Origin of the sequence: Leptotrichia sp. oral taxon 847, assembly GCF_001553645.1 — a bacterium.
Taxonomy (GTDB): domain Bacteria; phylum Fusobacteriota; class Fusobacteriia; order Fusobacteriales; family Leptotrichiaceae; genus Leptotrichia.
The window spans coordinates 50,099-76,015 of the sequence record NZ_CP014231.1 but is presented as its reverse complement, the minus strand read 5'-3'; the positions used below and the strand labels follow the sequence as shown (position 1 = coordinate 76,015).

Here is a 25,917-nt window from a genome sequence, read left to right as displayed (position 1 = left end):
TTACTTCACTATTGTTCAGTTTTAATCCATTTTCTGCCTCAATAGGATTTTTTCTGATTTTTAAAAATTTAACTTTAAATACTTTATTTATTTTTCAACAAATCTCTTATTTCAGTTAACAAAATTTCTTCATTAGATTTTTTTTGTTCAACTGGCGCTTCTTCTTTTTCAGGGTTAATTCTTCTCATTTTATTTACCGCTTTTATTACTAAAAATATAGAAAATGCGATGATTAAAAAGTTTACGATGTTTTGGATGAACATTCCATATTTTACAGTCGCATCTCCTATTTTAAAACTTAATCCTGAAAAATTAATTCCTCCTATGATAAGTCCTACAATTGGCATAATTATATCATCTACTAAAGAAGTTACAATTTTCCCGAAAGCTCCTCCAATAATAACACCAACTGCTAAGTCTAACACATTTCCTTTTGAAATAAACTCTTTAAATTCTTTAAACATTTTTTCCTCTCTTCCTTCTATCTTTTACATTTTCATAATTAATAATTTTTATAATAAATACAATATCTTTATTTTTTTGTCGAACTTGAATGTAATTTTTTAAGCTCAATTTATTTTGTTTTATATCTCACATATTTATTTTTCTCTTTTAAAAAATTTGTATCTTTTGTCATAAAAGCTGTTACGACAAATCTTAATTTTCTTATGCTTGGATTTTGACAAATTACAACAAAATAATTCAAATTTTTTATTTTTTTCTGATAAAAATGCTCTTTTTTTGATTTTGACTGTTTTGTTACCATATCGGGATTTTTAAGCACTTCTTTTATTATATCAATCGTTATTTCTGGATGTTTTACCAAAATATGATTCTCAAACTGAAATTTGTCCATCACGACCTTTTGGTGTAGCTTTGCTTCAAATTCATAGATTTCTATTCTTTTTCCTGTCTTTGTATATCTCAATTTTTCTTTTATCATAATTTTACCATTTTCTATTTCCTAAAAATCTTTTTATCAGATCTTTTCTGAAAATGTAAATCAAAATGAACCAGATAATTAAATATACTGCTGCAAATACCACCAAATTTATTACAATTCCAAATTTATTTTGAAATTTTAACATACTTGAAATCCAATATGAAATTACTGAAGTTACAAATGTTACACCTAAAATTGCGATATATTTTAAATTTCTTAATTTTACATATCTTTTATCTAACGAAATATATAAAATTATAAAGTTTACCATTGCAGAAAATGATGTGGCAAATGTCAGTCCTTTATGTTGAAACTGTTTGTATAATAACGCATCCAGTATTATATTTATAAATATTGCTGTAAATGATGAAATTACTGGTAATTTCCTATCCTTATAGACATAATGACTTCTCGTAAGCAAATGTATTGTAGAGAAAAATAAAAGTCCCAGAGCATAAAATTGTAAAGTTTCTGAAGTAACAGTTACAGCTCTGTCAGTAAAATGTCCTCTTTTATAAACCAGAGTTACAATCTCTTTAGCGTAACCAAATAAAATAACACTAGATGGGACAATTAGAAAAGACAACATATATAATCCTTGATGTATAACTCTTTTTACTGTTCTATTGTCATTTTTTACAACTGCTTTTGAGAGTGTCGGAAAAATTACGACTGCCAATGAAATTGCAAAAACTCCAATAGGAAGTAAATATAGTCTACTTGCATAATTTAAGGCACTTGCAGTTCCTGCAGGTAACGAAGTTGCAAATCTATTGTCCACGATTTCATTTATTTGATATCCAAAGATTCCGACTAATGTAGGAACCATTAAAACAAACATTTCTTTTACATATTCATCTTTTAAGTTTAAAATAAATTTATATTTTTTCATTATCTGAAAAAATTGTGGCAACATTATAACTAACTGAAAAACTCCAGAAAGTAAATAAGCTATTCCAAGTCCATAAATTCCCATTTTATTTTTTAATAGCAAAGTTCCTATTATAATTGTCAAATTAAATACAATTCCCATTGATGCCGAAACTGCGAATTTTTTGTAGTTATTTAATAGTGAAGATACAACTCCAGATAACGCAATAAATAAAAAATAAAAAGCTACTATTTTTAGCAATATATTTGCTGCTTCAAATCTTTGCGGGTCGTTAAAACCTGTCGTTATTTTTAAAATTGGTCTGGAAAAAAATATCATAATAATCGAAAGTGTTGATGTAAATGCAACTATTAAATTTAAAAGTGAAAATACAAAGTCATCTGTTCTTTCCTTTCCTTTTTCTGCCATTCCACGATTATAAATAGGAATAAATACTGTTCCTAGTGAACCTTCTCCAAATAATGTTGTAAAAAAATTGGGAATTTTTGTGGCACTGACATAGGCATCTGTCATTCCTGTTGCTCCAAAAACACTTCCGATAATCATTTCTCTTATAAGTCCTAAAATTCGGCTTAACATATTTATTATCATTACTATAAAACTAGATTTAAACATTTAAATTTCCTTTAAAATATAAATTTGCATTTTTATGGATAACGCATAATCCTTTTGGTAAATCACCTCTTTTATATGAAATTTGCTTTTAAAAAGTAAAAAAATCACTGAATAATTTTTTTTACAAAAAAATTGCTCTGTTCCACTATTATATCAATTTCACCGTTTTTGAACATATCTAAAATACATAAAAACATTGTTACTATCCGTATTTTTGAAAATTTATTTTTTAATAAATGATTAAACAGAACTTTTTTTTCTTTTTTTATGCTTTCTGTAATTTCAAAATGAGCTTCTTTTGTGGTGTACTCCTCTTCCAAATTCAATTTCATATTTTCATCTTCAGATATTTTTTTATTTTTTAAATTTAAGATATTTTTAAAACTTGAAATCAAATTTTCTAAAGTCAAACTAGAGATATCGTACTCTACAACTTTGTCTTTAAAATTTTGATTTCCCATTCTTAAATGACTGATGTTATATTCATTTTCTTTTTCTGCAAATAGCTGAGAAATTTCCTTAAATAACTTATATTCCAAAATCTTTTTTTCTAAATTTTCAACTTTTTCAGTTTTTTTGTTTTCATTCAGAACCGAATACGCCTTTATTTCCACTAAATCCGTAGCCATTACAAGAAACTCCACTTTTATTCGCAAATTTTTTTCTTTTTGACTGTGGATATACTCCAAATAATCGTCAATTATTTGAGAAATATTGATTTTATGAATGTCCATTTTCTTTTTTTCAATCAAATGAATGAGTAAATCCAAAGGTCCTTCAAAATTGTCAATTTTTACATTAATTGTATCTTTTATCATAATCCATTCATTTCCTTAACTTTATTTCTCCAATATATACTGTCTTTATTAATTTGATTTTTTAATTCATTAAGCGAATTAAATTTAACTTCTTTTCTGATATTCTCAAAAATTTCGATCAAAATATATTTTCCATAAATATCTTCGTCAAAATCAAAAATATGTGTTTCTACGCTAAGATTATCTTTGTCGACGGTAGGATTTCTCCCAATATTCATAACCCCTGCATAAGTTTTAAAAATCCCATTTTCATAAAAATAAATTTTTACGCCATAAACTCCAAAACTTGGATAAACTTTATTTTCAAATTTCAAATTTGCCGTTGGAAAACCGATCGTTCTCCCAAGCTGCTTTCCGTGCACAACTTTTCCCAAAATCAAAAGATTGTGATCAAGTAATTCTTTTACTTTTTTTAAATTTGTTTTTTTTATATACTTTCGTATATTCGTACTGCTAATAATTTCCAGTTCATTATCTAAAACTGGCTCCTGCACTTTAAGATTAATTCCATTTTTTTCCAAAATTGACTTTAAAAGTTTAGCATCTCCTGATTTTTTTTTACCAAAAGTAAAATTAAAGCCACACAAAACTTCTTTTGCATTTAATTTTTCGATTAAAATCTTTTCCACAAAATTTTCAGGAGTATAATTTCTGACCTTTTCAAATTCCTCTAAATACAAGTAATCAATTCCATTTTTTTCCATGATAAAAGCTTTTTCGGACTGATTTGTTATCCTTGTGTGCTTTTTGTTTGGATACTCGTTAAATGTATAAACAACTGTCTTATATCCCTTTTCTTGTGCCTTTTTTACGCCTTTTTGCAAAATTTTCTTATGAGCCTTGTGAACTCCATCAAAATTTCCTAAAATTACAACTGTTCCATTTTCTTTAAATTCACTCAAGTTATCTCTTAAATTGTAACAAGTGATATTCTCACTTTTTTTAAATTCTAAAAACTCAATTACATTATTACAGTTTTCAGTAATTATTTTTATACCCATTTTTAGTTCAACTTTCTACAATAAAATTAAATCAATAAATTTTTCACATAAAAATATTATTGGACTTTATAATTTTACATTATTTTAAATTACTTTTCAAGTATTATTCATCTTAAAAAATTTCTTTCATATATTTTGAAATATTTTCAATAATATGACTTGCATTTACGATATATTGCCCTTTTGTGAGCTCATCTCCGATATATCCGTGCAAAAAAGCTCCAACACAAGCACTTTCAATTAAACTGTAATTTTGTGCAACAAATGAAGTTATGATTCCAGTAAGACAGTCTCCCATTCCACCATTTGCCATATGCGAGTTTCCTGTACTATTTACAAAAAGTTTATTTCCATCAGTAATTATCGTATTTTTTCCTTTTAAAAGCAAAACTATTTTATATTTTTTTGCAAATTCTTTTGCTTTTGTAAATTTATCTAAAAGAATGTCTTCTGGCGATAATCCTGAAAGTCTTGAAAATTCTACAATATGTGGAGTAAATATTGCACGATTTTCTATTTTTTCAAATAATTTAGGATTTTCTGAAATTAAATTTAGTGCATCCGCATCCAGCACCAAATTTATCGTTTTATTTTTATCATTTTTTTTATAACTTAATAATTTTTCTAAAATCATCAACGATTTCTTAGTTTTCCCAATTCCAGGGCCTATTGCAATTACATCTGAATTTAAAATATTATTTTCTATCTTTTTTAATTCATTTTCAAAATCAACGTCAGAAGTTGTTTCTGAATTGTTTATATTTAAAAGCATAACTTCAGACAAAATGTTATTTTTTAAAATATTTTCCGCTGTCAGAAGAGTAACAAGTCCTGCTCCCGCTCGAACACAAGAATTTGAGGTTAAAACGCTTGCACCAGAAAATTCTTTACTTCCTGCATAAATTAATACTTTTCCAAAATCTCCCTTGTGAGAAGTTATGTCCCGAGTTTTGTGCCAACTTTTCATATCCGTTTTTACTAAGTAATATTCGTTTACAAGACTTTTCAAAAAATTTTGATTTAGTCCAATATTTTTAATTACAATTTCTCCAAAATATTTTGCATTTTTCATATTCAAAAAAGCTTTTTTATAAGTTACAAATGAAATGGTCTTATCAGCCTTTATACATGTTCCCATAATTTCACCATTATCTCCACTTATACCTGACGGAATGTCGATGGAAAAAACTTTTTTTTGATTTGAATACTTATTTACAATTTCTATAATTTTTTGGTAAATTCCTTTAACTTCTGAATTAAGCCCTGTTCCAAAAATTCCTTCAATTACACACTCACTTTGTAAAATCCAAATTTTTAATTTTTCTATATCATTTGACATCTCAATTCCAATATTTTTACAGATGTTATAATTAATTTCGCAATCACAGCTCAAATTTTCAAAAGAAACTCCAAATATTTTCACTTTTTTACCTTTTGACCAAAGCTGCCGTGCAATCACATATCCATCGCCACCATTATTTCCTTTTCCGCAGACAATCAAAAAATTGTCAAGTTCGTCATCAATTTCACTGACAAAATCAATTGCTGCATTTTCCATCAAAACGATGCTTGGTATTTTTAAATTATCTATCGCATAACGGTCAATCAATCTAGTTGTTTTATTGCTTCCGATTAACATTTTTACCCTCTCTATTACTATTTTATTTTAAAACATTTAGACAAAAAATTTTTTTACATAGCTTTAAAATTATTATTTTTTATATACCATAAATCCTGTAGCTTGCTTAGTCGCCATTATCGTTACATCCGAAATTTGAACGTGTTTTGGCTGATTTACGACATATAACGCCACATCTGCAATATCTTCCGGCTTCAATGCTTCAATTCCCGCATAAACACTTTTTGCCCGATCTTTATCCCCATGAAATCTAACTTTGCTAAAATCTGTTTCAACAATTCCTGGCTGTAACGTACTTACTTTGATATTTTTGTCAATAGTATCAATTCTAATTCCGTCACTTAAAAATTTCACTGCCGCTTTTGTCGCACAATAGACTGCCGCTCCTGCATAAGCATAAATTCCAGCTGTCGAACCCATATTAATTATATGCCCTGTATTATTTTCCACCATATTTGGTATAATTTCACGACTTACATACAAAAGTCCTTTTACATTGGTGTCTATCATTATTTCCATATCCGTAATGCTATAATTTTGAAATTTATCAAGTCCCAAAGCTAGTCCTGCATTATTTACCAAAATATCTATTTTAGAAACCTTTTCCAAAATCTTTTTCACAGTTTTTGAAACTTTTTCATATTTCGTTACGTCCAACTCAAAAATATAGACATTCACTCCAAATCTTCTCTCAATATCAATTTTAATCTCTTCTAATTTTCCAATTCTTCTGGCGCATAAAATCAAATCGTCGCCATTTTTTCCAAATGAATAGGCAATCGCTTTTCCAATTCCGCTTGATGCTCCTGTTATAAATACATTTCTTGACATTTTTTTCTCCTTCTAAATTAAATTTTTTTATTATTTATAAAAATTTTTATATATTTTATAGTAAAAAAATTCAATTGATTTTTATAAAAATTATTTTCAAATATCTAATTCTTATTTAAAAATTAAACCTAAATTTCAAAATCGTAAAATTTCCCATCTCTCATAATTTTAAGACTTTTAAATCCAACTTTTTTAGCAATTTCTACACTTTCCCTAAAATAATAGTCGATATTTTCTACGGTATGTGCGTCTGAAGAAAGTGTGATTGGAATATTTCTTTTAAAAATTTTTTCTAATATCGAAACACTTGGATATGGTGTTTTAGTCCATCCTCTTGAAATTCCACCCGTATTTATTTCTACAATTATGTCAGCTTTTGCAATTTCATCTAATACTTCGTCAACTTTTCTGTTATACCATTCTGAATTTTCATCAAAATATCTACCATCGCTATTAAACTTTCTCACTAAATCTAAATGTCCCAAAATATCTGGCTTTTGAGTATGAATCATTTCAATAATATTGTTATAATATGCTAAAATTAAAGATTTTTCATCGCCATTATCGTAATTTTTAATTGCATAAGCCAAAATTTCTGGAGTGGCGTCAACACAGTAATATTCGTCTTTTACTTTATCTTTTACATAATGAACTGAACCTATTCTATAATCAAGTCCCAAATTTTTATCAACTTTTGGATTAAATCCTGAATAAAAATCAGCTTCAATTCCAATGTAAACTTGTATTTTATTTTTATATTTTTCTTTTAAAAATTTCATTTCTTCAATATACTTAAGCGTGCCATCCAAAGACATATTGGGCTCTTTATCAAAATAAACATAAGAATGTCCTGAAAGTCCAATACTTATAAAATTTTTTCCAATTGCCTTTAAGATATATTCCTCAGCTTTATTTTTCCCATCACAATAAGTTGTATGTCCGTGTAAATTTGACGGAAAAGATATATTTTTCTGCTTTTCCATATTTATTTAATCCCTTCTTTAAAATTTCTATTAAATAAAAAATTTGTAATTCAATTTTTGGAATTTTTTATCTGTTGTCTTAATTTAAAATTTTATATAGTTTTATTATAACATATGTAAATACTTGTTTCAAATTGCTTTTCTTGAATTATTTTAAATAATATTAGATTAAATCAACTAACTTTTATCTTTTTTTATATATTGCTATTATGCCACTATTTATTTTTCATTTTTATTTTTTTTAAAGAAATTAAAAATCGTTTTTTTAGGTTCTAGTTCCTTTGGAATAGGCACTTCTATCCATCTGTGAAATTCTTTTATTTTTATCTCAATAATGTCCGAAGAATTGTTATCATTCTTACATTTTTGCGATAACGCATTCAAATATTTTGTCGATGGAAGGATTTTTGTCCCGAATCTGTTACTCTGGCTTTCTTCACTATCCAAACTTTTTAGTCTAAACAAATATACACCTTTTTCTTTTTGCACTTTAAAATCTTGACGATTATATTCATATAATTTTCTCCATAAAGACTGATTATTTTCTACAGTATCATCATATCTAGTTTCAGGAAACCACGCTGGCAACTCAATTCCGGCGATTTTAAAATACTCCTTAAAAATTTCACGTGACCAATAAAGGAAATCTATCAATCCAGTCGAAGAATGTAGCGAATAATTTTTCCAGCTCAAATTATCATCTGTCAACTTTTCTGCAAATCGAATAACGAAATCTTGAAAAAGAGTGTCATTAATAATTTCTAGTACTTCAGTATACGCTTTCACAGATTTTTTCTTAAGCTCCGTATCAAAAACTTTATCATTTTTCACATAATATGATCTTCTTTGTGCCCGTTGTGGCAGTGAATATTCCAAAGCATTTGTCGTACCAATAAAACAAGGTGTGAAATCAAAATTTGAAGTAGAAAGATTTGAAACATTTACAATTAAGTTATTTCCTCTGTCTTTATTTGAAAAAAATTCCTCATCAATTTCGTCAATCAAAATTGGAGCCACGTTATTTTCATTCATCCACAATTGAATTTGTGTTATCGTATCTGCTTTTTTCGTTCTTCCTGTCGGAATAATGTTGTTGTACAAAATAGGCTTTGATTTTGAAAGTCCCAGCATTTTTTGTAAAATTTGTAATAAATTACTTTTTCCTGAACCAGCAGTTCCTCCAATAAACAAAAATTGTGGAACATCTAATTTTTCTGAATCGGATTCCAATTTAAACCTAATATCTTGGATAAAGGGCGAAGTAAACGTATACAAAATAATCTCAATAATTCTTGAACCATAATTATCATTGTAGTCAATTACATACTTTTTATAGTTATCAATCAATCTTACGATACTTTCAATAGAATTTTGAATTTCTTCTTTTCCAGCTTTTTGCCCAAAAGGTTTTGTGCTTCCATTCTCTTCAATATACAGTCCTGAACGTCCAAAGCCACGGTCAGTGTCTTTTGAAAATAACAACTCTCTTTCAGGAGTCGCTTGATTTAATTTCGGTGCAATTTTAATTTCAAGTTTAGGTTTTATCTTTTTTGCAAATGTTTCGGGTGCTACAATCATACTCTCTTTTTTCTTAGCCTGTCGTGAAATCGTATTAATCGACAATTCATAAGCAAATTTCTCAACCTCAAACTCTTCTTTTTTTTCGCTTTCAATTATTTTCTGCTTTTCATCAATCGATTTTATTTCTTCAATTATTGGAAAAGCAATGCTGTCCTCTTCCTTGACAATAACGTCGTTAAATTTTTTAACAACGTCTTTTGAAATGTCAATTTGTAATTTAGCACTTTCATCTTGTGTAAATCTCACAGAAAACGTTTCTTCTTGATTTTTACTGTTATTTTCTTTCATAATTTCAATTTTATTTTGTGCTTTCTTTTTCAAAGCCGAAGTAATAAAATCTGTACAAGTGGCGTTAATTTCACTAAAATATTTCTCAAATTGAAAAAATAATTCTGAATTATCAAAAATTACAATATTTTCAAATTGATTTCTGCTGTTTGAAAAAGCCTGAAATGATAAATTGGCTGACCCTAAAATCAATCTTGTTTCAAAGTCATTTTTTAAAAGATAAAATTTACTGTGAATTGTCGAATTTATTGGAACTTTCAATTTCCACCTTTCATTGATAAAATTTTCCTGATTTTCTCTTGAAAGATTTTCAAAAAATCTAATTTGCTCTTTTTTTATAATCCGCTTCTGACTTTCAATCAAATTTTTAGTCTCATTTTTTAGTGCTTTTAATCCCCTAGCTTGAACATCCGTATCTTGTATTCCGATGATCAAATCAACACTTTTAAATAGAGTCAAATATTTATTCAAAAAACTTTCCTCAGCCGAAAACGTAACAGCCTTTATCTCATAAAACCTGTTACTATCGAAAATCTCTTCAATTTCTAAATCAACTCTTTCACCATTTAAAATAGTAAAAAGCGTATTTTTAACTTTTGAATTTTCAGTCTTTTTAATATTTGCGTTTTCTTTTTCAAATAAAGTTTCAGATTTTAATTCTTTTTCCATTTTATCTCCTTTCTTTTGCATAATCTTTTTTACTAGTATTCGTTATTTCCCAAATTTCAATATTTTGTCTTTTATATTTTTCTTCTTTATATCTATCGCTTTTTTTATACTATTTATAATATCCTGAAAGTATTCGTTCTGTTTTTTTGTTATTTCAAAAAGTTTTCCAAAATAAATTTTCTCATCTTTTTTATTTGTCAATTCAGAATAAAATAATGCTTCATCTTCTCTAAATTTTAACCATTTTTCTTGAAAATTTTCTAAATTGCTATAATAATGTCTAGGATAGCATCCATAACCAATCGTTCCACCATAATCTACATATTCATCTCCCATTAAATCATGTAATTCAGTATACTTATCATTCATTTTTTTATTCTCCGTTTCATATTCTTCTTTTGACTTTCTCAATTGATCAAAAGATAAACTTTTTTTGTTTTTTAATTTTATAGCTAACTCCATTAATTTTTTTATTTTCTTATTATCTTCTTCTCTATAAAATTCATACAAATTCGTATTAAAGCCATATTTTCTTTTTAAATCATCAAGAAAAGAAATATTATTTTTTCAAACAGCATCCCAACTTTCATTATTTTTTTCTAATAATTCGCTACTTTTTTCAGGAAAATTATCAATTATAAATTTTTTTAATTCAGACCTTTTTGAATTTTCTTCATTCCTATTGTGATATTTAGTAGTCGTATCATTGTTATAAATATCAATTTTTTTTATTTCTTTTAATTTTTCTAGTACATACTTTTTAAAATCATTTTCAGAATTTGTATTTGTAAATGAATTTATTGAACACAACAAAGAAATCAATCCTACAAACATAACTTTTGTGATTTTCATTAAATTAATTCTCCTTCTTTCTTTTCAACCTCTTCAAATACCCCTTCTTGTCTTCCAAAATCCTCAAACTTTCTCGGGCCTTCTGTATCGTCTTATTATGCACCAAAACATCCAATCTGTTATTTTCTAAATAAATTACTGTATAATCCCACTATTTTGCAAGTGCCGTTGCAAAAAACCAAGCAACTACCATTTTCACATAATACTCTTCAGATTGTATCCTCTGATATGTTTAGCGTTAATTTACTTAAAAATTTCATATATTCTTTATCTTGAAGTGCAAATAGTTCTTTTTGTATTTCCATTTTAATTTCTCCTATTTAAGTTTATCTTCTAGTCATTTATAAATATTGCTGTTATTCAATCTTTACTTTATCGCTTTAAATATTTAATTGTTGTCTAAATTTGGGGTATTTCATATAATTCATCTTTTGTCTGCCATTTTCCATTTACTTTTCTAAATTCAAGAATACGACTCTCTACTGTAGTTTCCGTCAAATCTTTTTTTATTTCATCTCTAAGATATTTAAAAAATCTCTCTTTTTTTTGATCACTTAAATCACTAATATGCTCTAAATTCTCCATTTCTTCATCTGTAACTCCCGCTTTTTCCAGTGCATTATTAAAGTTCTCATCACTATCATTATTTTCGTTTTCAAAATCAGGCGATATTTCTGTTATTTCCACTTTAGCTATATTTTTTCCTGTAAAAGAAATAGATTTTGGAATATATTTAACAGATTTATCTAAGCTATTTATCATTCCATCTGCTATAATTTTATTCATTCTATCGTAAAATTCTTTATCTTTTGCACTAAATTTTTTATAGTCATCATCGTTTTTCATTTCTCTTGATATCATAATTTTAAATTTTTCAAGCATAATTTTTTTGTCATGATTTTCAAAGTCACTAATCATTTTATCAACAATTCCTTTAATTTGATCGCTAGCGTTATCAACTTCATTTTGTGAAATATTTACTCCGTTTTTTATGTAAACTTCATAATGGTTTTGTGCCATTCCCAATGTTCCTAAAATAAATAATCCTAATAATATCTTTTTCATTTTTTCTCTTCCCTCTTCTTTCTATCTATTTATTTTTTGATTTTTTGCTTTTCTTAATGACTTTAATTATAATAGTATAATCTATTTTTTTATTTTTTTCAAGATTTTTAGCTATTCAAACTAATCAGATTCTATTTTATATTTTATTTATAAAGAAAAAAAGTTGAGTGCTACGCATGACACTCAAAAAAATATTTTGACTAGAAAAAAAATTATTTTGAGCTGTTAATAAATTTGATTAAACTAATACTCCTTTAGTCGACGGAATCTCATCTTTATACTTTTCATCAATACTCACAGCATCTGCCAAAGCTCTGGCAACTCCTTTAAAAATCGATTCAATAATATGGTGTGAATTTGTTCCAGCCATATTCTTTATATGTAGTGTTGCATTCAGATTCCGTGTAAATCCAATAAAAAACTCTTCCACCAACTCTGTATCAAAAGTCCCAACTTTTTCAGTCGGAATATTCACATCAAAATTCAAAAAATATCTTCCGCTCAAATCAACTGCAATCAATGTCAGTGCCTCATCCATTGGCAAAAGAAAATTTCCATATCTTTTAACCCCTTTTAGATTACCTAAAGCCTCGTAAAAACATTTCCCAAGTGCAATTCCAATATCTTCCGTACTGTGATGATCATCCACTTGTGTATCTCCGTTGCAATGTACTTTCAAATCAAATCTTCCATGTTTTGCAAATAAATCAAGCATATGATCTAAAAAACCAACACCAGTATTATTTTCATATTTCCCAGTTCCATCAATATTCAATTCAATTTTTATTTTCGTTTCAAATGTATTTCTTTCAATTCTTGATTTTCTCATCTTTTTAATCCTTTCAGGTAATCTTTTTGCTCTTTCGTTATTCTAAAACTTTCGCGAGCTTTTTGTATCGTCTTATTATGAACCCAGACATCTAATTTATCATTTTCCAAATAAACTACCGTGGAATCCCATTGCTTTGCAAGCGCTGTTGCAAAAAACCAAGAGATTACCATATTCACATAATATTCTTTAGAATGAATATTAGCAACCATTTCCAAATATTCTTTTTTAAAATCTTCATTTAAAAAATGTGTCATTAACATTTCTATACCAAACCTGCAAATATATGTTTTATCTGAATTAGTCCACTCTTTTATCTTTTTTATCAATTCTACTTTATTCTTTTTAAAAATTTTTGGAGAAATTGTATCACAAACTGCCCAATTGTCTATGAACGGTAAAAAAATATCAAGTAACTCAATGCAGTTATCAAAATTTTTAATATCTGAAATTATCGCTCCATGTAACAAATTTTCATCATAATATTTATGTGGAAGTTCTTTCAAAAAATCCTGATATTCATTATTTTTAATCAACTTTTTAGCCAATTTTCTTATTTCAGGAATCCTCACTCCAATAATTGTATCCTGTGCAACATTAGGCGATAATTTATTTGAAAATTTTGCATATTCCTTATCTTGTAATAAAAATAGCTCTTTTTGTATTTCCATTTTAATTCCCTTTCTGAATTTAGTTTTTATTCTTCCAAAAATCTTTCCTTTCAATTTTTAATTTTATTCTTTCAATTTATTATATTTTCTAGACTTATAACTGTAAGTATTATAATTATAATCTATTTTTTATTCTTTTTCAAGATTTTTGATTACCTAGGACAGAGTAAAATAGTTAGGGGTAAATAAAAAATCTTATTTTAAGTTTTTCATTCAATCCAGAAAGTTACTAAAATTTTTTTTTCTTTTTTAAGCAGAAGTGCTCATCGCCGCACCCCTGCACCCCGGCTAGTCTTCGACATTTTTATGTACTGCCAAAAAACTCGCTTACGCTCAGACAGTTTTGTCAGCACATAAAAATGCTCCGACGGTTTAAATTTTACTATTATACAAAAGGTGTCGTGATTTTTTTGGAGTAAAGACGACTGTTTGAGCACGTTTAGTGCGAGTTTCGGCTTTGCTTCAAAAAAATGCTTAGACGAGCGTGGGGATTATAAGGGGAAATGGCGGTCCTTTCCCCTTATGTAAAAAAATAAAAAAATAATATTAAACAAAATAACATCTTGTAATCAAAAATAACCTAAAAAATTTGAAATTAAAAAATCTGCCCCTAAAATTTTTAAACCATCGATTACCTAGAAATGACTAAAATATTTTAAGAAATAGGCAAATTTTTTTAACAATCTAAATTTAAAGGTTATCATAAAAAGCACTGTGTTTCAATATTTTATTTGAATATATTTGTTAATTTATTCAAAATAAAAAAGGAGAAATAAATTATCTCCTTTAAAAAATACTCAATAGGTTTGTTGATACAATGAAACTACTTGTCTTCTTTACACCAGCTTACTCCTGCATAGTCGACTACGCATGTAACATTGTCATTCATTTGACCACTTTTTTCCATTTCTTCTTTTGTTTTGTAACCTTTCGCTCTAAAAGAAAAATGTGAATCTGAATTAACACTAGCACATCCTTGCATCATACTAAGGACTCCTAAAACTAAAATTGATTTTAAAGCTATTTTTTTCATATAAGTCACTCCTATTTCATTTTTTCTTAATTATATCATAATTAATTGTTTTTTGCATTAAAAATTTTTTAAAAAATAATAAAATTTAATTAATTTTAAAATATTAGAAATAGTTATATACTCTAACAAAGTAGCAAAAATATTGCATTTGTCGCTTTATACATACAGTATACTTTTTATTATTTTTATCTAAAAAAATTTTTTTTAGTGTAAAAATTTATCTCTAAATTTTTAGTTTCAATATTTTTTTCTGGTTACAAAATATCATTATGGTTAATATTATTTTTTACCATTATTGAATATTCCGTCTTATACTACTCTATTTCTATAATAACTTTTTCAATTTGTCAATAAAAATTTCCATTTCCTCATCTGTTCCAATTGTAACCCTTAAATAGTTATCAATCCTATCTTTTGCAAAATATCTAACCAAAATTCCATTATCTTTTAGCTGTTTATACAAATCTCCTGCAAAAATTTTTTTATGTGAAATAAATATAAAATTAGCACTTGAATTTAACACTTTAAATCCCAATTCTTTCAATTTTTTTACAGTTTTTTCCCGTATTTCAATAATTTTAGCATTAGTTTTTACAAAATAATCATCATCTTTAAATGATTCAATCCCAGCTTCAATCGAAATTCTATCAATTGTATACGAATTAAATGAAAATTTTAATCTGTTAAGCCCTTCTATTATATTTTCTGAGCCAATTGCATATCCCAAACGCATTCCTGCAAATGAACGAGATTTTGAAAATGTCTGCACAACAAGAACATTGTCATATTTATTCACCAATTTAACAGAACTTTCTGCCCCAAAATCGACATAAGCCTCATCAATAACAACCAACTGAGCTGGATTATTTTTTACTATTTTTTCTATTTCATTTAATTTCAATGCAATCGAAGTCGGTGCATTCGGATTTGTAATAATTATATGCCCATCAAGTCCAAAATATTTATCAATTTCAATTTCAAAATTTTCGTTTAACGGAATTTTTACTTCTTTTAAATCAAATAAATCTGCATAAACTGGGTAAAAGCTGTAAGTTATATCAGGATAATAAACTTTGTCGCCTTTGTTAAAAAATGTCATAAAAACAAGTGCTAACACTTCATCTGAGCCATTTCCTACAAAAATCTGCTCTTTTGTAAATTTTTCAGCAATTTTTTGCGAAAAATATTCAGCAATCACTTTTCTTAGTTCTGAAACATCTGGATCTGGATAAAGTTTCAAATCTTTTAAATTCATAGATTTTATTTTTTCTATAACTTTTTCTGACGGCGAATAAGGATTTTCATTCGTATTAAGTTTAATATATTTCTTGTCTTTCGGCTGCTCTCCAGGAACATAAGGCTCTATTTCCTTTATTTTATCATTCCAAAATTTGCTCATTTTACAATTTCTCCCTCTTTATTTTTTTCTTTACTTTATCTATTATTTCAGATAAATTTCCTTATTAATCGTCAATGTCATTTTTCATACTTTCAAAACTATCTTCCAAATTTTTTAATGTCTCATTTATCAAATCATTATAATCAAAATTTACTTGCCATTTTCCATCAACTTTTTCAATTTCTATTTCTGTAGTATCTTCATTATAATCAATTTTTTTTATTTCTTCTTTTACTCTATCTTCAAAATATTTATAAAATTTATCAAGTTTTACTTTACTAATTTTTTCAAAATGTTCAGTATCTTTATCTGTAATTCCAGATTTTTTAAATGCTTCATCAATAATTTTGTCAGAGTCAAGATCATCCATGTCTTTATATTTAGCCAATATGCTAATTTTAGCTTTATTTTTACTCAAAAATGAAATTTCCTTGATAGAAATATCCATTTTATCAAGTTCACCAAAAACATTTTGTTTCATAATTTCACTAAGTCTTCTTAAAAATTCTTTAAATGACTGTTGTTGATTTTTTGGAGCGTTTTTTACCATGTTATCCATTAAACCATCCATATATTCATCATAAAGCTTTTTTGACTTTTCCATTAAAACCTTTTTTCCTTCGTTGTTATATCTTGAAATAATCTTATCATTAATGATTTTATCAATCTCTTTACTATCTCTATCCGCTTCACTTTGAGAAATTTTAACCCCATTTTTCACATAAACTTCATAGTTTTGCTGAGCCATTCCAAGTGTTCCTAAAATAAACAGTCCCAAAAATATTTTTTTCATTTTTCAAATTTTTCCTTTCTAATCTCTAATCTAATACAATCTAATTCAATATAATTTAATCTAATTTATTTTTAAATTATCAATTATCACTAACATTTTTATTTAAATTAAATTTAGATAATAAATTATATAATTATTTATTTTTTATAATTAATTTTATTTCTCAAATCTTTTCGAAACTGAACGAGCATGAGCTGTAAGACCTTCACTTTCAGCAAATTTTATAACTTTATCTTTCACTTCTTCAAGACCTTCTTTTGAATAATAAATAAATGAAGATTTTTTTATAAAGTCATCAACTGATAATGGTGACGAGAATTTAGCTGTTCCACTTGTCGGAAGTGTGTGATTAGGTCCTGCTAAATAATCTCCCAGTGGCTCAGGCGTGTTATGTCCCATAAATATTGAACCCGCATTTTTTACTCTTGTCAAAAGTTCAAAAGGATTAGATACCGCTAGTTCTAAATGTTCTGGAGCAATTTCGTTACTTATTTTTATCGCTTCATCAATTGTTTCTGTAATAATAATTCTACCTTGATTTTCAATCGAAGTTCTTGCAATTTCTTCTCTCTCCAACTCTTTTAATTGAATTTCCAATTGTTCTGCAACATTTTTAGCAAGTTCCTTTGAAGTTGTAACTAAAATACTAGCTGCTAATTTGTCGTGCTCCGCTTGAGAAAGTAAATCTGCTGCTACATGAACTGGATTTGCACTATCATCGGCAATTATTAAAACTTCACTTGGTCCTGCAATCATATCAATTGAAACTTCTCCGTAAACCATCTTTTTAGCCATTGCAACATAAATATTTCCAGGTCCTACAATTTTATATACTTTTGGAATACTTTCTGTTCCATAACTAAGTGCAGCAATTGATTGTGCTCCACCAACTTTAAAAATTCTGTCAACTCCAGCGATTTTCGCAGCAACTAAAAGCGATGGTAAAATTGTTCCATCTGAAGTTGGCGGTGTGACCATTATAATTTCCTTGCAACCTGCAATTTTTGCTGGAACGGCATTCATCAAAACAGTTGATGGATAAGCGGCAGTTCCTCCAGGTACATAAAGTCCAACTTTTTCAATCGGATTAATAATTTGACCTAAACTTATTCCATTTTCTTTTTTTACAATAAGATTATTTCTAACTTGTCTTTCGTGAAATAATTTAATATTATCATGTGAATATTTAATAACTTCCAAAAGTTCTTTATCAATTGTGTCAAACGCTTTTTGAATTTCTTTTTCAGAAACTTCCAATGTTTTTAGATCCACTTTATCAAATTTTTTAGTATATTCAAAAAGGGCCTTATCACCTCGTTTTTTTACATCTTTTAAAATATTTTCCACAGTTTCATTTACATCGTCATAAGAAAACTGGCTTCTAGCAAGTTCTTTTTCAAAATTCAAATTTTCTGAATATTCAATCGTCTTTATCATTTTTATCACTCCATCAAAAATTCATTTTTTATAAATTTCTTTTAAAATTTTTTAAATAAAATTTCTTACAATTACTTTTTATTTTTTTTCTAAAATTATTATTAAATTTTTTAATCTTTTTTATTTATCTATTTTATCTTTTATTTTTTTCACAATATTTTCTATTTTATCATGATTAAATCTGTAACTTGATTTATTCGCAATAAGTCTCGCACTTATATCTCCAATAAAATTCAACACTTTCAAATGATTCTCCCTCAAAGTTGTCCCAGTTTCCACAATGTCGACAATCACATCAGAAAGTTCCAAAATCGGCGCAATTTCAATTGAACCATTTAATTTAATCAATTCCACATCTCTATTAATTGAATCAAAATACCTTTTCGACACATTAAAATATTTCGTTGCAACAACCAGAGGTCTGTCAAAATTTTCTTTAAAATCAATAGGACCAGCAATTCCAAATTTACATTTTCCAAATCCCAAATCCAAAAGTTCATAGACATCTGGATTATCTTCCAGCAAAATGTCCTTTCCGACAACCCCTATATCAGCGCTCCCCTTTTCCACATAAACCGCCACATCTGACGGCTTTACCAAAAGAAATCTGATTTTTTTGTCAGGATTTTCAAAAATTAATTTTCTGTTGTCGCTTTTTATTTCATCGCAGTCATATCCAATACTCTCAAATAATTCATAAACTTTATTCCCAAGTCTTCCTTTAGGAAGTGCTATATTTAACATATTTCACACCTTTCCATCAAATTTCCATCAAAAATTTATATTTCAATTTTCAATTCTCCATTCTCAAAAATATATTTTTTATCATAATTAAAAATCTCAAAATCACAATCTTTACAAATTATGCTTTGAGTTCTCACTCTGTTGCCATCTTTTACCAGTTTATCGACGATCTCAGCCAATTTTTCAAAATCACTTTCATCATACAAAAGCAAAATATCAAAGTCTTTCTGATTTTCATTTTTATAAAATTCATTAAGATTATCAGTGACAATAGCAAATCCAATTGCTCCAGTATCAACTCCAAATTTTTCAAACAATTTATCATATCTTCCACCACTTAGCACAGCATTAGGAATTTTATCAATAAACCCTTGCATAATAATCCCATTATAATATTTCAAATTTTTAATAATCGAAAAATCAAAAATAATTTTTTTATTGTTATAAAATTTAATAATCAAATCATACAAATTTTTTAGTTCTGCTAAAATTTTCACAATTTTAGGATTTAGTTCATATTTGGATAATTTTTTCCCAATTTCTTCCATATTACCTGATAAATTTGGCAATTCATAAATAAGATTTTTCATTTCATCTGAAATATTTTTATTGTTTTCCAAAATTACTTTTATATCATGAGCGTTTTTATTGTTAATATACTCAAAGATTTTCTCCTTTATTTCATACTCAAGTTCCAAATTTTCAAAAATTGAAGAAATAAATCCAGCGTGAGACAGGACAAGCATATTTTTTTTACTCATAATTTCCAAACTTTTTAGTGCAAGGCTCACAATTTCAAAATTCAAAAACAACGTTTCTTTCCCGATAAGTTCAACTCCCAACTGTTCTTTTTCGTTATATCCAATATATTTTGAAGTCGTGTAAATATTTTCCTGATAATAAACTTTATCATATTTTAGAGTCTTTTCTTTTGAGATTTTTTTTGCAACTGAAAGAGTAATGTCAGGTCTAAGTGCCAATAAATTTCCACTTGGATTCATAATTGTAAGTATATTTCCTAAAATAAAGTCTTTGTTTTCATTATACAAATCGTATTCTTCAAAACTTGGAAGAGAAATTTTCTTATAACCATAAGAATCATATAATTTTCGTAAATTCAATAAAACTATATTTTTTTTGCTCATATTGTTAATATATTTTTTCATTTTTCCAGTATGATAAATTACTATCACACACTCCTTTCCTGTCAATGCTACAACCTTTTATTTTTCAAGATTTATTAAAAACAATAAACAAATTTATTTTATCATAAAAATTTATTCCTTTTATTGTTCACTCGAAATTATAACCGTTTTTATTTTTTTATTAAATTCATAACTAGGATTTATTATTATTCCCCAGATAAGTTTAATATTTTTGTCTTTTATAATATCAGTTACCCCCTGAATAATTTCTTGTATATCTGACAAAGGTGCTTCATTTCCCGTTATAAAACTTATCAAAACCCTTTTCGCATCTTGAATCTGTCCTTCAAATAAATTTTTTTTCTCTATTTGCGACAAAATACTTTTTACTGCTGTTTCTCCAAAACCCTCTCCCACACGAATAATCGTATCTCGCGAGCCATCAAGCACCGCCCTTACATCAAGTAAATCAATATTCATAAGACCCACTTCTGTTAATATACTCACAATGCTTTCAATTCCCTCCTTTATAAGCATGTTAGCTTGCCAATAAGCTGAGTTTAAAGGCTCCTTTTTATCAACATAATTATACAGTTTTTCATTTGGAATAATAATCAAACTATCCGTCAGACTGTCTATTTTTTTCATTCCATTATTAGCAGTTTTCATCACATCAAAGCCTTCTAGAAAAAATGGTCTTGCCACAATTGTTATCGTAAATATTTGAAGCTTTTTAGCCACTTCCAAAATAACAGGTGTAATCCCACTTCCAGTCGCTCCACCAACCCCTGAAATTAAAAATAAAATTTTTGTTCCTTTCAAAAGGTTATAAAATTGATCATAACATTGAAATGCTATTCTTTCCGCCTGCTCTCTTGTACAATTGATAATTTTCGTATCCAAAAAAATTTTTTGATTAGCTAAACTTGATTCAGAATTTTTAAAATTGGTGTCGATCGTTATATATTCAACTTTTTTAATTTTTTCTTTTATCATATAATTAACAAAATTTATTCCCATTCCGCCAATTCCAATGATTTTGGTTTTCATAATATCCTTATTCATTTTACCCTCCTTTCCTTGTGTTGATTAAATTTTTTTTATTTTTTCTACTGTTACATTTTATCAAAAATATATACTATTTGTCTATTGTTTTTTACTTAATAAAATAAAATTTATGTAGTTCTTGTTTTGAAGTTTGTAATTTTTTTTTATATAATAAATAACGTCCGATAATATTATGTATAAAATAATATTAGTTTTTTAACTAAAAATAAATAGTCCTAATAATTGAAAATCTACCCCTAAAATTTTTACACTATCTAATCTAACTTAAACACTAGAAATTATCTATAAAAATATGGTATAATATTTTAAAAATTTAAACACGAAAGGAGACAATTAAAATGAATTTTGAAAATTTAAAAAATAAATTAGACAAGGGATATTTAAAAATAAGCGAATATTTTAACGACTCTTTTGATATTTTTAAATATTTTTTAAAAGAAGAGAAAAAATTTGTGCTATTCTTTTTTGTTTCTTATTTAATTTTACAATTTATTTTACCTTGTATGAAGTATATGCAGTTAGAAATTAATGATTTTATAATTATGTTTATATTTCTTCTACAAATATTTATAAATTCGATTGGTATTCAAAAAATTGGCAATCTTATTGAAGCTAATGGGAAAAAAATTTCTTTTTTTAAAACGCTAAAAAGATTTTTATTCTTTTTTATCTGGTTAATAGGTATTACCTTTTTACTAGATTTTATTATTATTCTAACAAAAATTCAATTACTAGGAATCGTTCTTGCTTTATTTTTTATATTTAACTCTTTATTTTTTATACATTTAGTTTTTTTAAGAGATTTAAATTTTATCCAGACTTTAAAGTATAATTTCCATTTGTGTAAAGGAAATCGTCTTAGAATATTACTTCCATCTATTATCTTTCTTGTATTTTTTTCTTTTATACTTTTACCAATTAGCTTTATTTATGGACTGACAGCAAATATTCAGACATTAGGATTAATCTTTAGAATTATTTTAACTTTTTTTTCAAGTATCTTCAATTTAATTTTGATTGATTTAACGACGTTGATTTTTCTAAATGTTCTTTATATGGATTTAAAAAATATCGAAGAAGAAAAATCTATTTCTTAGTTTTTACTGATTTTGTTTTTAAAAATCTAAGTTAATTATAACTTTTTTTTGTTATAATATACTACAGAATAGAAGGAGGAACGAAATGCTAAAGTTTAAAAAATCAATATTAATTTTGCTTTCATTTTTAGTAGTAGGCAGTTTTTCATTTGCCGCCTACAGCACAAATATCAGAGCTAAAAGGACTAGTGAGTATACAAGCCAATCTTCAAGAGCGATGTCTTCATATTATGGAACAATTTCAAATATAAATGTTTCTGACAACACCGCTACAATAAGAGAAACAGGTCAACCTTTTACAGGAAATTACATTGAATACAATGAAATTGGAGCAATTAAAGCCATCAGACCTTATAAAAATGGAATTTTAGACGGTGCAATGTACTTATACTTTGATAACGGAAATTTATTAAAAGTTACAAATTATACGAACGGCAATAAAAATGGTGAAGAAATCGAATTTTATGGAAATGGATACTCAAAAACAATAAGAACTTACAAAAATGGTTCTCTAAATGGTATGGCTTACGATTTTGACGAGTTTGGAAGACCCGCAGGTTCAGTTGAATACATAAATAATTCAAAAAATGGAAAAGAAATAAAAGTTTCAAACGGTGTTATAATTTCTGAAAGTAACTATCAATACGGAAGATTGAACGGACCTGTCACTTCATATTATTCAAACGGGACTGTCCGTATGACAGGAAGTTATGCTTCCAATTTACGAAACGGTCAATGGACTTGGAACTATGAAAATGGTTCAAAAAGACTAATTGAAAGTTACAACAACGGGATGGTCTATCAAGTTGTTGGTTACAACAGAAACGGCTCAGTAGAGAGAGAAATAAAATTATCTAATGGAAGCGGAAATTTTGTCCAATATCACAGCAACGGAAAAGTAAAAGCAAAAGGTACATTAAGAAACTATAAACCTTATGGAAACTGGAGTTTCTATAACAACCAAGGTTACGTAACTGATACTCAAGGATTTTATTAAAAAATTTTAAAAAAATAAAAAAGTTTTGCCTTTCTTTTTAAAATATGTTATAATATATTTAAGAATAATTAAAAATTATTTTTATATTTTAAAGGAGGTCTTTTAAATGAAAAAATTAATAGTTTTTATTTTGCTTTTTACAAGCATCTTAACTTTTTCAGAACTAAAAGATGGAACATATTCAGTTAAAAAGAAATATGATGGAAATTACACGACATTTGTAAAATTAATAGTTAAAAAAAATAAAGTCATTGGTGTTCAGTACGACAAAAAAAATTCACAAGGAAAATTATACTCAATAGATAATCCGTCATTTAGAGATCAGTCGCTCGCTATTTCAAGAAAGTTTATAAACACACAAAATACTAAAGATATTAGCGACTCAAAGTTTAAAGAACTTGTAAATTTTTTAATACAAAAAGCAAATAATGGTCAAACAGGTGAATTTGAAAAATAATAAATTTAAAGCAAGGAGTTTTATTTAATGGATTTAAAAAACTTAAAAAATGAAAATGGCTCCGTTGCAAGTACAAAACTCGGAAGTGCAGTTTGCAAAACAGTTTTGCCAATTGTTCCTCTCCAGCCACTTGAAATTATTGAAAAAAGCATTCAAAAAAAGTATCGCTCAGAACTGTGGTCACCATTTATTCACGCATTAAAAGAATATGAAATGGTAAAAGATGGAGATAAAATCGCAGTTGCAATTTCTGGTGGAAAAGACAGTCTTTTACTTTCAAAATTATTTCAAGAATTAAAAAGAGCCAGTAAAACAGATTTTGAAGTTGTTTTTATTTCAATGAACCCTGGTTTTAATGAAGTAAATTTAAAAAATTTGAAAAAGAACTTAAATCACTTAAATATTCCTTGCGAAATTTATGAGGACAATATTTTTGAAGTTGCTGAAAGAATTGCAAAAGACTATCCATGTTATATGTGCGCCAAAATGCGAAGAGGCAGCCTTTACACAAAAGCAGTTTCATTAGGATGCAACAAACTTGCATTGGGACACCATTTTGATGATGTCGTTGAAACTACTTTAATGAGTATGTTTTATATGGGAAAATTTGAAACAATGTTACCAAAATTAAAATCTGACAACTATGATATTGAATTAATTCGTCCACTATTTTACGTTGAAGAAAAATCAATTATAAAATGGGTAAAAAATAATGGAATTCTTCCGATGAATTGTGGTTGCACAGTGGCAGCTTCAAAAACATCAAGTAAACGCCGTGAAACAAAAGAATTAATTGCACAATTAATAAAAGATAACCCTGATATAAAAAAAAGAATCGTTCATTCAATGCAAAATGTTAATTTAGAAAAAATATTGGGTTGGAAAGATTCTACTGGTAAACATTCATATTTAGAAAATTATTAAAAAATTGACTTTCATAAAAAACTTTTTAAAAAGGAAAAAGAAAGGATTTATAAATTTTGAAAAGTTGGGAATATATTATTCAAACAAAAAAAGAAAACATTGATTTTATTAACAAAATTGTGGAAGCATACGATGGCATTGGGAATGTCAGAACTTTAGACAATAAAAACGGTTTAATCAAAATAATTACAAATTCATTTTTTTTAGATGATATGGACAAAGTTTTAGTAAAATTAAAAGAGCATGATGTTTTTATCAAAGTTGTTGAAAAAAGAGAATGGCTTGGAGTATTATAATTCCAAGCCTTTTTTGTTATTTTTTATTTAATATTCTAATAAAATCAATAAACTCCTGCACAGAAAATTCTTCTGTTCTAGCTAATTCCGTTTTTCCTGCTTCTTTTAAACATCTTTTTACGAAATCTTTCGAAAATCCCAATTTTATCAGGTTATTTGAAATACTTTTTCTTTTATTAGAAAATGCTTCCTTTAAATATTTAAAATATTTTTCTTCTGAAATCTGATTTTCATATCTTTTATCTTTCAAAATTTTTATTCTCAAAAAAGCTGAATCTACTTTTGGAACAGGACTAAATTTTTCTTTTGGAACTGTGAATAAATATTCTGCTTCACTATAAAATTGCACTGCATGAGTTAGTAAACTCATATTTTTACTGTGCGGTTTGGACGAAATTCTTTCTGCCACTTCTTTTTGAACCATCAAATAAATTTCAGAAATACTTTCCCTGTATTCAATTAATTTGTTTATAATTGGCGAAGTAATATAATAAGGAATATTTGCAACCACTTTTACATCTTTTTTATCTTTTAGGGATTCGGACAAGTCCACATTTAAAAAATCTTTATGAATCAAATTAAAATTTTCATATCTCCTAAATTTTTTATTTAAAATTGGAATCAAATCGCTATCTATCTCAAATGAAGTCAAAAATTTAGAACCTTCTATTAACTTTTCCGTCAAAAATCCTAATCCTGGACCTATTTCCAAAACTTCTGTGTTCTTATCAATATTCGCCATATTCAAAATTTTATCCAATAATGAATTATCATTCAAAAAATTTTGTCCATATTTTTTTTTGGCACTATAATTTTCATTTTGATCTTTTTTTATTTTTTTCAATATTTC

At 26.8% G+C, this 25,917-nt stretch carries 27 protein-coding genes; 5 read left to right on the top strand and 22 right to left on the bottom strand.

From position 1 onward, the window contains the following. Positions 1–83 precede the first annotated feature (83 nt). From mscL to AXF11_RS00235, 21 genes are all read right to left on the bottom strand, one after another. Entirely contained in the window at positions 84–464 is a 381-nt protein-coding gene (mscL, locus tag AXF11_RS00335; protein ID WP_068153979.1) for a large conductance mechanosensitive channel protein MscL, read from the bottom strand. A gap of 110 nt (positions 465–574) precedes the next feature. After that, complete coding sequence (locus tag AXF11_RS00330; RefSeq protein ID WP_068153978.1) at positions 575–943, bottom strand: PBECR3 domain-containing polyvalent protein; 369 nt, start codon at positions 941–943, stop codon at positions 575–577. A gap of 4 nt (positions 944–947) precedes the next feature. Continuing rightward, entirely contained in the window at positions 948–2,450 is a 1,503-nt protein-coding gene (gene murJ, locus AXF11_RS00325) for a murein biosynthesis integral membrane protein MurJ (RefSeq protein ID WP_068153977.1), read from the bottom strand. A gap of 104 nt (positions 2,451–2,554) precedes the next feature. Beyond that, the gene (locus tag AXF11_RS00320) at positions 2,555–3,268 is read right to left on the bottom strand and encodes a segregation and condensation protein A (protein WP_068153976.1); all 714 of its coding nucleotides are present in this window, start codon (positions 3,266–3,268) and stop codon (positions 2,555–2,557) included. Next, positions 3,265–4,269 carry a bifunctional riboflavin kinase/FAD synthetase gene (locus tag AXF11_RS00315; RefSeq protein ID WP_335338992.1) on the bottom strand — a complete coding sequence of 335 codons (1,005 nt, stop codon included), beginning with the start codon at positions 4,267–4,269 and terminating at the stop codon, positions 3,265–3,267. Before AXF11_RS00315 ends, AXF11_RS00320 begins: the two co-directional genes overlap by 4 nt. 112 nt (positions 4,270–4,381) lie before the next feature. Beyond that, positions 4,382–5,908: a bifunctional ADP-dependent NAD(P)H-hydrate dehydratase/NAD(P)H-hydrate epimerase gene (locus AXF11_RS00310; protein WP_068153975.1), complete on the bottom strand. Its 1,527-nt coding sequence runs from the start codon at positions 5,906–5,908 to the stop codon at positions 4,382–4,384. 72 nt (positions 5,909–5,980) lie between these two features. Further along, positions 5,981–6,739 carry an SDR family NAD(P)-dependent oxidoreductase gene (locus AXF11_RS00305; RefSeq protein ID WP_068153974.1) on the bottom strand — a complete coding sequence of 253 codons (759 nt, stop codon included), beginning with the start codon at positions 6,737–6,739 and terminating at the stop codon, positions 5,981–5,983. A gap of 128 nt (positions 6,740–6,867) precedes the next feature. Beyond that, positions 6,868–7,722: a histidinol-phosphatase HisJ gene (locus AXF11_RS00300; RefSeq protein WP_068153973.1), complete on the bottom strand. Its 855-nt coding sequence runs from the start codon at positions 7,720–7,722 to the stop codon at positions 6,868–6,870. Between the two features lie 219 nt (positions 7,723–7,941). Beyond that, positions 7,942–10,260 (bottom strand): phospholipase D-like domain-containing protein, encoded by a 2,319-nt coding sequence (locus AXF11_RS00295; RefSeq protein ID WP_068153972.1) that lies wholly within the window; start codon positions 10,258–10,260, stop codon positions 7,942–7,944. A gap of 42 nt (positions 10,261–10,302) precedes the next feature. Beyond that, entirely contained in the window at positions 10,303–10,722 is a 420-nt protein-coding gene (locus tag AXF11_RS00290) for a hypothetical protein (protein WP_156440349.1), read from the bottom strand. A gap of 105 nt (positions 10,723–10,827) precedes the next feature. Beyond that, complete coding sequence (locus AXF11_RS00285; protein ID WP_068153970.1) at positions 10,828–11,112, bottom strand: hypothetical protein; 285 nt, start codon at positions 11,110–11,112, stop codon at positions 10,828–10,830. Between the two features lie 399 nt (positions 11,113–11,511). Continuing rightward, the gene (locus tag AXF11_RS00280) at positions 11,512–12,177 is read right to left on the bottom strand and encodes a hypothetical protein (protein ID WP_068153969.1); all 666 of its coding nucleotides are present in this window, start codon (positions 12,175–12,177) and stop codon (positions 11,512–11,514) included. Between the two features lie 238 nt (positions 12,178–12,415). After that, a complete protein-coding gene (gene hisB, locus AXF11_RS00275) occupies positions 12,416–13,006 on the bottom strand; it encodes an imidazoleglycerol-phosphate dehydratase HisB (protein WP_068153968.1) in 591 nt (196 codons plus the stop codon). Next, positions 13,003–13,677, bottom strand: coding sequence for a DNA alkylation repair protein (locus AXF11_RS00270; protein ID WP_068158076.1), 675 nt, complete (start codon positions 13,675–13,677; stop codon positions 13,003–13,005). Before AXF11_RS00270 ends, hisB begins: the two co-directional genes overlap by 4 nt. An 823-nt stretch (positions 13,678–14,500) precedes the next feature. Beyond that, positions 14,501–14,710 carry a hypothetical protein gene (locus AXF11_RS00265; protein WP_068153967.1) on the bottom strand — a complete coding sequence of 70 codons (210 nt, stop codon included), beginning with the start codon at positions 14,708–14,710 and terminating at the stop codon, positions 14,501–14,503. Positions 14,711–15,035: 325 nt separating this feature from the next. Then, entirely contained in the window at positions 15,036–16,109 is a 1,074-nt protein-coding gene (gene hisC, locus AXF11_RS00260) for a histidinol-phosphate transaminase (RefSeq protein ID WP_068153966.1), read from the bottom strand. A 64-nt stretch (positions 16,110–16,173) separates the two neighbouring features. After that, positions 16,174–16,902 carry a hypothetical protein gene (locus AXF11_RS00255; protein WP_068153965.1) on the bottom strand — a complete coding sequence of 243 codons (729 nt, stop codon included), beginning with the start codon at positions 16,900–16,902 and terminating at the stop codon, positions 16,174–16,176. Positions 16,903–17,058: 156 nt separating this feature from the next. Further along, positions 17,059–18,339: a histidinol dehydrogenase gene (gene hisD / locus AXF11_RS00250; protein WP_068153964.1), complete on the bottom strand. Its 1,281-nt coding sequence runs from the start codon at positions 18,337–18,339 to the stop codon at positions 17,059–17,061. Between the two features lie 120 nt (positions 18,340–18,459). Next, positions 18,460–19,083 (bottom strand): ATP phosphoribosyltransferase, encoded by a 624-nt coding sequence (gene hisG, locus AXF11_RS00245; protein WP_068153963.1) that lies wholly within the window; start codon positions 19,081–19,083, stop codon positions 18,460–18,462. A gap of 35 nt (positions 19,084–19,118) precedes the next feature. Then, positions 19,119–20,276, bottom strand: coding sequence for an ATP phosphoribosyltransferase regulatory subunit (locus tag AXF11_RS00240; RefSeq protein WP_231724715.1), 1,158 nt, complete (start codon positions 20,274–20,276; stop codon positions 19,119–19,121). Between the two features lie 93 nt (positions 20,277–20,369). Continuing rightward, positions 20,370–21,293, bottom strand: coding sequence for a cell division protein FtsZ (locus tag AXF11_RS00235; protein ID WP_068153962.1), 924 nt, complete (start codon positions 21,291–21,293; stop codon positions 20,370–20,372). Between the two features lie 341 nt (positions 21,294–21,634). Here AXF11_RS00235 and AXF11_RS00230 point away from each other — a divergent pair, with 341 nt between their 5' ends. The 5 genes from AXF11_RS00230 to AXF11_RS00210 all read left to right on the top strand — a co-directional run bounded on the left by AXF11_RS00230 (position 21,635) and on the right by AXF11_RS00210 (position 25,067). Beyond that, on the top strand, positions 21,635–22,393 hold the full coding sequence (locus AXF11_RS00230; RefSeq protein WP_068153961.1) for a hypothetical protein: 759 nt from the start codon (positions 21,635–21,637) through the stop codon (positions 22,391–22,393). A gap of 85 nt (positions 22,394–22,478) precedes the next feature. Continuing rightward, positions 22,479–23,390 carry a toxin-antitoxin system YwqK family antitoxin gene (locus AXF11_RS00225; RefSeq protein ID WP_068153960.1) on the top strand — a complete coding sequence of 304 codons (912 nt, stop codon included), beginning with the start codon at positions 22,479–22,481 and terminating at the stop codon, positions 23,388–23,390. Between the two features lie 106 nt (positions 23,391–23,496). Next, a complete protein-coding gene (locus AXF11_RS00220; RefSeq protein WP_068153959.1) occupies positions 23,497–23,847 on the top strand; it encodes a pheromone cAD1 o protein in 351 nt (116 codons plus the stop codon). Positions 23,848–23,874: 27 nt separating this feature from the next. Then, positions 23,875–24,771, top strand: a complete 897-nt coding sequence (locus AXF11_RS00215; protein WP_068153958.1) for a tRNA 2-thiocytidine biosynthesis TtcA family protein — start codon at positions 23,875–23,877, stop codon at positions 24,769–24,771. 53 nt (positions 24,772–24,824) lie between these two features. Further along, positions 24,825–25,067 (top strand): DUF4911 domain-containing protein, encoded by a 243-nt coding sequence (locus tag AXF11_RS00210; protein WP_068153957.1) that lies wholly within the window; start codon positions 24,825–24,827, stop codon positions 25,065–25,067. A 16-nt stretch (positions 25,068–25,083) separates the two neighbouring features. Here AXF11_RS00210 and rsmA read toward each other — a convergent pair whose 3' ends face one another. Next, positions 25,084–25,911: a 16S rRNA (adenine(1518)-N(6)/adenine(1519)-N(6))-dimethyltransferase RsmA gene (gene rsmA, locus AXF11_RS00205; RefSeq protein WP_082729351.1), complete on the bottom strand. Its 828-nt coding sequence runs from the start codon at positions 25,909–25,911 to the stop codon at positions 25,084–25,086. Positions 25,912–25,917 lie beyond the last annotated feature (6 nt).

Coding starts and splice junctions, on each gene's coding strand:
- hisD (WP_068153964.1), bottom strand. CDS start 18,339: ATGATAAAGACGATTGAATATTCAGAAAATTTGAATTTTGAAAAAGAA.
- AXF11_RS00320 (WP_068153976.1), bottom strand. CDS start 3,268: ATGATAAAAGATACAATTAATGTAAAAATTGACAATTTTGAAGGACCT.
- hisG (WP_068153963.1), bottom strand. CDS start 19,083: ATGTTAAATATAGCACTTCCTAAAGGAAGACTTGGGAATAAAGTTTAT.
- murJ (WP_068153977.1), bottom strand. CDS start 2,450: ATGTTTAAATCTAGTTTTATAGTAATGATAATAAATATGTTAAGCCGA.
- hisC (WP_068153966.1), bottom strand. CDS start 16,109: ATGAGCAAATTTTGGAATGATAAAATAAAGGAAATAGAGCCTTATGTT.
- AXF11_RS00255 (WP_068153965.1), bottom strand. CDS start 16,902: ATGAAAAAAATATTTTTGGGACTGTTTATTTTAGGAACACTTGGAATG.
- AXF11_RS00225 (WP_068153960.1), top strand. CDS start 22,479: ATGCTAAAGTTTAAAAAATCAATATTAATTTTGCTTTCATTTTTAGTA.
- AXF11_RS00330 (WP_068153978.1), bottom strand. CDS start 943: ATGATAAAAGAAAAATTGAGATATACAAAGACAGGAAAAAGAATAGAA.
- AXF11_RS00280 (WP_068153969.1), bottom strand. CDS start 12,177: ATGAAAAAGATATTATTAGGATTATTTATTTTAGGAACATTGGGAATG.
- AXF11_RS00285 (WP_068153970.1), bottom strand. CDS start 11,112: ATGAAAATCACAAAAGTTATGTTTGTAGGATTGATTTCTTTGTTGTGT.
- AXF11_RS00295 (WP_068153972.1), bottom strand. CDS start 10,260: ATGGAAAAAGAATTAAAATCTGAAACTTTATTTGAAAAAGAAAACGCA.
- AXF11_RS00215 (WP_068153958.1), top strand. CDS start 23,875: ATGGATTTAAAAAACTTAAAAAATGAAAATGGCTCCGTTGCAAGTACA.
- hisB (WP_068153968.1), bottom strand. CDS start 13,006: ATGAGAAAATCAAGAATTGAAAGAAATACATTTGAAACGAAAATAAAA.
- AXF11_RS00315 (WP_335338992.1), bottom strand. CDS start 4,269: ATGGGTATAAAAATAATTACTGAAAACTGTAATAATGTAATTGAGTTT.
- AXF11_RS00305 (WP_068153974.1), bottom strand. CDS start 6,739: ATGTCAAGAAATGTATTTATAACAGGAGCATCAAGCGGAATTGGAAAA.
- AXF11_RS00220 (WP_068153959.1), top strand. CDS start 23,497: ATGAAAAAATTAATAGTTTTTATTTTGCTTTTTACAAGCATCTTAACT.
- AXF11_RS00300 (WP_068153973.1), bottom strand. CDS start 7,722: ATGGAAAAGCAGAAAAATATATCTTTTCCGTCAAATTTACACGGACAT.
- AXF11_RS00230 (WP_068153961.1), top strand. CDS start 21,635: ATGAATTTTGAAAATTTAAAAAATAAATTAGACAAGGGATATTTAAAA.
- AXF11_RS00235 (WP_068153962.1), bottom strand. CDS start 21,293: ATGAATAAGGATATTATGAAAACCAAAATCATTGGAATTGGCGGAATG.
- mscL (WP_068153979.1), bottom strand. CDS start 464: ATGTTTAAAGAATTTAAAGAGTTTATTTCAAAAGGAAATGTGTTAGAC.
- AXF11_RS00310 (WP_068153975.1), bottom strand. CDS start 5,908: ATGTTAATCGGAAGCAATAAAACAACTAGATTGATTGACCGTTATGCG.
- AXF11_RS00270 (WP_068158076.1), bottom strand. CDS start 13,677: ATGGAAATACAAAAAGAGCTATTTTTATTACAAGATAAGGAATATGCA.
- AXF11_RS00290 (WP_156440349.1), bottom strand. CDS start 10,722: ATGGAGTTAGCTATAAAATTAAAAAACAAAAAAAGTTTATCTTTTGAT.
- AXF11_RS00265 (WP_068153967.1), bottom strand. CDS start 14,710: ATGAAAAAAATAGCTTTAAAATCAATTTTAGTTTTAGGAGTCCTTAGT.